Consider the following 8,588-nt stretch of genomic DNA (forward strand, 5'->3'; position numbering starts at 1 on the left):
AAAGAGAGCTGTCACAAGGACAACTCTCTTAAATTATAGAAAGATTTTAACTAATTTTTTCCCAAGCACCCCATTGGTTAGCGCCTGGAGTTTCTCCTAAAGTCCACCATTTAGCTTTATATTTTACTCCATTATACATAACTATATCGCCACCTACATAAGTCTTAGTTGGACTATAAGCTTGAATTTCAGGAGTAGAATTATCAATTACTGTTATTGTTGCTTTAGCAGTAGTAACTAAACCTTTACTATCTGAAACAGAATAAGTTATTTCATAAGAACCAACTTTAGAAGTATCAACAGTTCCAGTAACAGTAATCTTACTAGTTAAGTCTCCATCTTCTTTATCAATAGCAGTAACTCCAACTAGAGGATTAAAGCTTGCTCCTTTATTGATTTCTTTATTAGAAACACCTGATATAACTGGAGCTGTATTTGTTGTAGATTTTTCAGTTATTGTAATTTTAGCTGATGCAGTAGCCTTTAAGCCTTTACTATCTGTAACAGTATAAGTTAAGTCATAAGAACCAACTTTAGAAGTATCAACAGTTCCAGTAACAATAATCTTACTAGTTAAGTCTCCATCTTCCTTATCAGAAGCTGTTACTCCACTTAAAGGATTAAAAGTATCTCCAACAAAAATTTGCTTATTAGAAACACCATTTATTACAGGCGCTGTATTATCCTCTGGAGTTGATGGATCAGGTAATACCTTAACTAACTTCCAGTAGCTAGGGTTATTTGGAGAAACATCACCTGTAGGAGGTATATACCAAGCAATACATTCATATAGGGCATCTTTATAAACTACTTGATCACCATACTTATAAGTTTTAGCGGGATCATAGAATTGCTGCCCAGGTTCTAAAACTCTAAGAACAGTTATTATTCTTTCTTTTGATGTAGATAAGCCTTTACTGTCTGTAACTGTATATTTTAGAGTGTAGTCACCTGTCTTAGATGTATTAACGGAACCAGCAACAGTGATTTTACTAGTTAGATTTCCATCTTCTTTATCAGTAGCAGTAACTCCAGCTAAAGGATCAAAAGTATTTCCTACAGTTATGGATTTATTTGCAATACCTGAAAGTGTAGGAGCATAATTCCCGTTTACAGGAACATTTGAAGGTCTCATACCATTGAAGGTTAAGTTTCTAACACCACCAAAGTTAAGTTTTATTGTACCTGCTAATGAAGCTGATTCTCCAACTCCAAGGTTTTGCCATCCAGAGGAAGTAATAGTAATTCTATTAAAATCACCAACATCTTCGATAGTAGCAGATCCTCCTTGAGGTTGTCCGAATATTGCGGATTTAGGTAAGTCAAAGCTTACTTTCCAACCTGTATCTATAGCCTTATCAGTTTTATTTGTAACTTTTATATCGTAAGTGTAATTTGGATGATCATATTTACCACCAAAAGTAACTTCTACATCAGTTTGATCTAGGCCTTTTATAGAATCATCAGTAACTTTAGAATCACCTATTGCATCAAGACCAGCTCGTAATCTACTAGTTAAAGTATCACCAAAAGTATACTTTCCTTCATTAATATCTGTAGAACCAGGTTTATAGTTAGGGTTTGGACCATAATCACCATTCATTACCCAAATTAAAGCTCCACCTAAGTTTTTCTCTTTAATATATTCTAATCTGTTATCAATAGATCTTTCATTTTCAAAAGATAAGAATACTTTTTTTTCATTTTGCCAAACATAAGGAACTCCGCCTACTTCATCAAAATGAACATTTAAGTTTGGATCAGTTTCCATTAAGTTTAATACATGCCATAATGGATTAGCTCCTGCAGGATCTATAGTTCCATCTTTATTATCATCATCTCCCCAGATATTATAAATACCAGTAGCTGGTGTTTTACTAGAACCATGCAATCCGTTAGTTCCACCTTGGACATTCTCCCAACCCCTTGTATAATAAGGAATTCCCATTATAATTTTTTCAGGAGGAAGAACACCTCTATAATATCTATAAGCCCAATCCATATTTAATGTAGGCATTGCCATATTTACAGTTTCTCTATCAGCTGGGTCAGGATAAATATTAGCTAGATTTTCAACATATTCATTCCAGCCACCATGGAAGTCATAAGACATTACACTTAGAAAATCTAAGTATTGAGCATATGAATTGTCACTCATTCCACCAAGAACCCAAGAGGAAGCTGTTACAGCAGCAGTTTGAAGATATTGTTTACCATCTTCTTTACTAGCAGCATCTAACTTTTCTCTAAGAGTCTTCATCATTAAGTTATATCTTTCATTAAGCTTAGCTCTTCTAGGTTCAGCTAAATCTTTATCATCTGGATTACCAGAAGTAGCAGTTGCTGATGGATATTCGAAGTCTATATCTATACCATCAAAATTATATTTTCTTAAGAATTCAACAGCAGAGTCAGCAAAGGTGTTTATACCTTCATCTGTATCTAGCATAGTATAGAATCCTCTACTACCTGCCCATCCACCAACTGATAATAAAAGTTTAACATTAGGATATTGTTTTTTCATTGTTTGAAGAACGTTAAAATGTCCTTTATACGGAAGTGTAGTATCTAAAGTTACAGTCTTTCCGTTATGTGTTAATGGATGATTTTCAAAGGTTTCTTCTATAGCAGCATATTTATCTCCAAAGGCTAATTTATTAGTAGCTGGGTCTATCACACCAAAGGAGTACTGAATATGAGTTAGAGATTCCCATTGTAAATCAGCTGCATCAAAATTTCCTTGAACTTCATTTTTATATGCCCATTCAGGGAAATATCCTATTACTTTTTTGCTTAAATCTGTACTCTCACTACTTGCTGTATTAATATTAGTAGTTGCTGTTTCTAAAGTTTCAGCCTTAGGGTATAGAGAAATATTAGATAATGTAAAAAGTGAAAGAGTTATTGTAGCAAATAAACTTTTTATTTTAAATTTCTTCATTTTAACCCTCCTATTATTAATAACTAGCTGCTATTAAGTTTATTAGTAGTAGCTAGTTAAGATTATTTAAAAGGGCTGATGCTAATTTCTTAATTGGCTACAGCCCTTTTAAGATAGTTAGCTTATTTTTTCCCAAGGACCCCATTGAGTTGCTCCAGGAGTTTCTCCTAAAGTCCACCATTTAGCTCTATATTTTACTCCGTTATATAAAACTATATCTCCAGCTACATAAGTCTTAGTTGGACTATAAGCTTGGATTTCAGGAATAGAATTATCTACTACTGTTATTGTTGATTTAGCAGTTGTAGTTAAACCCTTGCTATCTGAAACAGAGTAAGTTAATTCATATGATCCAACTTTAGAAGTATCAACAGTACCTTTAACAGTTATTTTATTAGTTAGATCTCCATCCTCTTTATCGGAAGCAGTAATACCTGCTAGAGGATTAAAGATATCGCCTTTATTAATTTGCTTATTAGAAACGCCTGATATAACTGGTGCAGTATTTGTTGTTGACTTTTCTGATACTGTAATAATAGCTGTTGCAGTAGTTTTTAAACCTTTACTATCTGTAACAGTGTAAGTTAAAGTATAAGAACCAACTTTAGAAGTATCAACAGAACCAGTAACAGTAATCTTACTAGTTAAATCTCCATCTTCCTTATCAAAAGCAGTAATTCCAGCTAGGGGATTAAAATTATCGCCAACATAGATTTCTTTGTTAGCTACTCCATTAATTGTAGGAGCAGTATTAGTTTCAGGAGTTGTTGATCCTCCATAAATTAATTGTCTTTGCATTTCAGGAGCTGATGGGAACATTTTTTGTGATATTTCTACACTTACAATTCCACTTAAGTTATCAATAACTTCAGCAGTATTTAATTCAAATGTCACAGTTTGCCCTGGCTTAATAAGCTTTCCATCATAAGATCCTGAGAAGTCAAGGACATAATAACCGTTTTCATATTTAACAGCAGGAGCAGGATACTGTCCACCAGTAATAGTAACACCGTTAGTTTTTATATAGAGCTTAACATTCTTTAATGTCTTAGTAGCTTCTTCAACTGATTTTAAAACATCACCTGTAGCTGATAATTTTTCATTATTAGTAAAGCTTAGATTAATTACGCTACCATTTCCCCATGCAGGTTTACTAGTAGATAGTTTAGAAGTTATATTAGCAGGAGTGAACTTTACTTCATAATCTTGTAAGTCACCAGTGCCAAATAAGGCTTCCTTAGTAACCTTAGTTAACTCATCATGCTTAGTTGATGTAGTTTTAGCATCTTGTGAAGCCATCCAAGCTATCATTCCACCTAGGTTATTATCTTTAACATATTTAGCTTTTTCTCTAATAGATCTAGCATTATCATAGGTGAAGAAAGCACCAGTACTTTCATTGTATAAATAAGGAGCTTTAGCACTGTCGTCCCAGTACTCTTTAAGACCAGGATATGCAGCTTTAAGCTTATCAAGTGCATTGTATGACCATACACCACCAGCTCTTCCACCTTCTCCAGGCTTCATTGGAGATTCATTTAAAGCACCTGGAGTTGGACTTCCATCAGCGTTTTTATTTACTACTGCAGCAGTACCAAAAAGTCCAGGATTATTTGCATCTGGGCCATCATTACTAACTTTTTGCCATCCACGAGTATAGTAAGCTGCACCTATTACTACTTTTTCTGGTTTTGCACCTTTAGAGAGATAGTATTTTACGCTTTGATCTACAGAAAGAGTATCGTTATCTTTAGATGGTGAATTAGGATTTGTATATAAAGCCGCGTGATGTCCACTTACTGTACTCCATGCACCAGCCATATCGTAAGTCATAATATTTGCAAAATCTACTACTTCAAATAATTTGGCAACATCAATACCTGTATCAATTTTAGCTTTTCCAGCAGGTAATGCTACAGAAAGTTCATAAGTCTTTCCAAGCTCATTACCTTGCTTAGTTAATGCAGCCTTTAAATCCTTAAGAAGTAATATATAGTTATCTTTGTCAGCAGGAGTTGCATTTGGCGTACCTTCATCATTAGTATTGTCCACTTTATCTGGATCTCTTTTATCTGCGGGATATTCCCAATCAATATCAACAAAATCCATATTTGTATATTTAATAAAGGACATAACGTTTTCAACAAACTTAGCTCTAGTTGAAGCATTAGCAGCTATAGTTGAGAAATCACCAGACTTTGACCATCCACCTAAGGATACTCCTATTTTTAAATTAGGATTTTCAAGCTTTAATACTTGGAATGCATTTAATATTCCACCGTTAATATCGCCATAAGTTACTCCTGCATTTCCAAGAGGATGACCTATAGCTGCATCCTTGTCAGTGAAATTTAATGTGCCTTGAGCATCGAAGTCCACAAAGGCAAAGTTTAAGTGAGTTAATTGATCAGCAGGAATATCTTTAGGGTAGAAACTACCTTGACCTCCCCATATTGACCAATCTCCATAGTACATTACGTTGCGGTATTTTTGTGTAGAAGCTTCAGTTGTAGTAAGGGATGTGTTATTAGATGTAGTTGTAGTGTTAGCTAGTGCAGGAACAGATGCTAAGTTTGAAACTAACATAGCTGTTACAGCAGTAAAGGCAATAAAAGGTTTGGACTTTTTACTAAGCATTTTCTTTAACATAAACTTCCTCCTTATAATAAATAATAAAACTTATGGTATATTACTTTTAGCAAGGTGTAAGTTAAATGTGCTTAAATACAAATGGTTAATATGCAAGAAAAGTGTATTCAAAAAGCACTTTTAAATAAGTTAATTTTATTACCTAGTTAATTTAATATGTGTAAAACAAAAAGGCGTAATTTTTATGGATACAGGTAATATTTTTTGATGTGTAATTCAAGATGTTAAGATATTGTTTATTAGAAGTATTAAGATATTGTGTATTAAAAATATTAACTTATAGTATTTTAAATTTTATCGAAGGTTTAATAGTTAACTAAGAACACCTCCTTTTTGAGAACTGGTATTAATTGTATGTCTATAATTTAAATATAATTTATAAATGAAAATATATCAATAGAATATTTTGAAAAGTCGAAGGGTTTTTATTTACATAGTAGACTTTAGGGATATAATAAGGAATTGTGGAATAAAATGTAGGATATTCTGGAATATATCTTATTTTAAGTAAAGGCCATTAAAAAACTAAGGAGTATATATGATGATATCATTTAAAGTAATTTTATTAATTATTTGCCCACTAGTATTTATAGCTGGATTTATAGATGCAGTAGCAGGAGGGGGAGGATTAGTTTCCTTACCAGCATATTTATTTGCAGGAGTTCCGATACATATAGCCTATGGAACTAATAAATTTGCAAATTGTATTGGAACTGGTATGGCATCAGCAAAATTTTTAAAAAGTGGCAATATAAAGCTAAAACCAGCGTTAATTTCAGCTGCAGGGGCATTAATAGGTTCTTGGGTAGGTGCGCAACTTGTACTTTTGCTAGATGAAAAATATCTGCAGTATTCATTAATGATAATTTTACCTATAGTTGCAATATTTTTATTATTCAATAGAAATTTTGGACAAGATACTAATATAAAGGAAGTTCCTATAAGGAAATTATATATTCTATCTTTTATAATAGGACTAATTATTGGAGTATATGATGGATTTTTCGGACCAGGAACAGGAACTTTTTTAGTTCTAGCATTTACAAGCATTTGTGGTTTTAATATGATTACAGCTTCAGGAAATGCAAAAATAGTAAACTTGGCTTCTAATTTAGCGGCATTAGTAGTTTATATACTAAATGGTAAGGTTAGCTTTATGATAGGAATACCAGCAGCTATATTTGCAGTATTAGGAAACTACATAGGAGCACATTTTGCAATAAATAAAGGAAGTAAATTTATAAAACCAGTGATAATTCTAGTTATATCAATGCTATTTATAAAGATAATAGTAGATTTTATATAAAATATTTGAAAATATGTCTTAATAAAAGTAAAACCTGGACCAAAGAGGTCCAGGTTTTTTTAAAATATAAAGTTTGCAACAAGTACTATTACAGGTAATGTAATTATAGTTCTTTCCACAAATATTATTAATAATTGCTTTAGTGATACAGGAATTTTTGATCCAAGTAGGACACCACCTACTTCAGACATATATATTAATTGAGAAACCGAAGTACAAGCAACTATAAATTTAGTCATATCGCTAGTTATTGAGTTAGCAGCTAATACGGATGGAAGTAACATATCTGCAAATCCAACTACTAAAGTTTGTGATGCAGCTACAGCTTCTGGAACTTGAAGTAGGTTTAAATAAGGAATAAATGGTAAACCTAGTATTTGAAACACAGAAGTATATTCAGCAATTATTAAAGCTATAGTCGCAAGAGCCATAACTATAGGTAAAACTCCAAGCCACATATCTAAAACATTTTTAATACCATCAATTACAAAGGATTTAATTCCAGGGTTACTTCCAGACTTATCTAGGGCTTTTTTATATCCCCAAGAAAAAGCAGTATATCCTTCTGGAATAGTTTCATCATCCTTTTTTTCTTTATCATTATAGTAAGTATTAGGAATTTTACGTAAAGGATATATTCTTGGAAGAATAATAGCTGCAACTATTCCTGAAAGTGTTACTGTTAAATAAAAAGGTACAAATAAATGAGATAATCCAACAGTATCTATTACAATTAAACTAAAAGTTATTGAAACGGCAGAGAAAGTTGTACTTATTATGGCTGCCTCTCTTTTAGAGTAAAATCCTTCTTCATATTGTTTATTAGTTAGTATTATTCCTAGTGTTCCATCACCAAGCCAAGAAGTAATACAATCTATTGATGAACGGCCAGGTAAAGTAAATACAGGTCTCATAACTTTAGTAAGAATTGCACCGAAGAATTCTAATAATCCAAAGTTAAGTAATAATGGTAATAATAAACCGGCAAAAAAGAATATAGTAAATAAAATAGTAAGTAAATCATTTAATACAAAAGCCCCAGTTGAAGAATTTATTATCATTTCAGGACCAAAATTAAATAATGCTAGAACACAGAATACTGCACCGAAAATTCTAGCTATGAACCAAATTGTGCTTACATTAAATAAAGTGTTTAAAAATTCATTTTCTACAATAAACTTTGGTCTAAATAGTTTAGTAATTATACTAAATATAGCAGATATACAAATCATAAAAGTAATAATAGCAGTTAAGTAACCCTCTAAAGAATCAGCAAGAAATTTAGACATCAAAGCTACTGGTATAGTAATTTCTCCATTAAATTTAATAGGAACCATAAATAATAATATTCCTATTAAAGATGGGATAATAAAAGCAAGTGAATTCTTAAGAGAAAACTTGTCTTTAGTTAAATTTTTCATTTCGGTCTCCTTTATATCCAAGTTATTAATAATTATACATAGAGATTAATTTTAATACAAAATTGACTAAAAAATCAATAGATTTTTATACAAAAATAACTAAAATTTATGCAAATATATAAGTTGTAATAAAGTTTTTATATTTTATTAAATTAGTTCAGATAAAAAATATTTCAGTTAAGTAAATATAGAATCAACTTATATAAAAATTAAAAGATATATAAGCTTTCAATTAATGTAATTTACACTTTAAAATTATTTTTCACTCAAA

4 protein-coding genes are annotated in these 8,588 nt (G+C 31.5%); 1 reads left to right on the forward strand and 3 read right to left on the reverse strand.

Annotation, left to right across the window (positions count from 1 at the left end):
• Positions 1–46: 46 nt before the first annotated feature.
• Together E5347_RS17125 and E5347_RS15210 are read right to left on the reverse strand one after the other, a co-directional pair.
• On the reverse strand, positions 47–2,941 hold the full coding sequence (locus E5347_RS17125) for a glycosyl hydrolase family 18 protein (protein WP_136008077.1): 2,895 nt from the start codon (positions 2,939–2,941) through the stop codon (positions 47–49).
• 117 nt (positions 2,942–3,058) lie between these two features.
• Positions 3,059–5,590, reverse strand: coding sequence for a glycosyl hydrolase family 18 protein (locus tag E5347_RS15210; protein ID WP_136008078.1), 2,532 nt, complete (start codon positions 5,588–5,590; stop codon positions 3,059–3,061).
• 541 nt (positions 5,591–6,131) lie between these two features.
• On the opposite strand from E5347_RS15210, the gene E5347_RS15215 reads away from it, so the two are divergent.
• The gene (locus E5347_RS15215; protein WP_136008084.1) at positions 6,132–6,896 is read left to right on the forward strand and encodes a sulfite exporter TauE/SafE family protein; all 765 of its coding nucleotides are present in this window, start codon (positions 6,132–6,134) and stop codon (positions 6,894–6,896) included.
• Positions 6,897–6,955: 59 nt separating this feature from the next.
• Here E5347_RS15215 and E5347_RS15220 read toward each other — a convergent pair whose 3' ends face one another.
• Complete coding sequence (locus tag E5347_RS15220) at positions 6,956–8,317, reverse strand: YjiH family protein (protein WP_136008079.1); 1,362 nt, start codon at positions 8,315–8,317, stop codon at positions 6,956–6,958.
• Positions 8,318–8,588 lie beyond the last annotated feature (271 nt).

It is taken from the genome of Clostridium sartagoforme, assembly GCF_004794105.1.
GTDB lineage: Bacteria > Bacillota > Clostridia > Clostridiales > Clostridiaceae > Clostridium > Clostridium sartagoforme_B.

What these genes read in the sequence shown, in the direction of transcription:
- E5347_RS17125 (WP_136008077.1), bottom strand. Translation starts at nt 2,941, where the DNA reads ATGAAGAAATTTAAAATAAAAAGTTTATTTGCTACAATAACTCTTTCA.
- E5347_RS15210 (WP_136008078.1), bottom strand. Translation starts at nt 5,590, where the DNA reads ATGTTAAAGAAAATGCTTAGTAAAAAGTCCAAACCTTTTATTGCCTTT.
- E5347_RS15215 (WP_136008084.1), top strand. Translation starts at nt 6,132, where the DNA reads ATGATATCATTTAAAGTAATTTTATTAATTATTTGCCCACTAGTATTT.
- E5347_RS15220 (WP_136008079.1), bottom strand. Translation starts at nt 8,317, where the DNA reads ATGAAAAATTTAACTAAAGACAAGTTTTCTCTTAAGAATTCACTTGCT.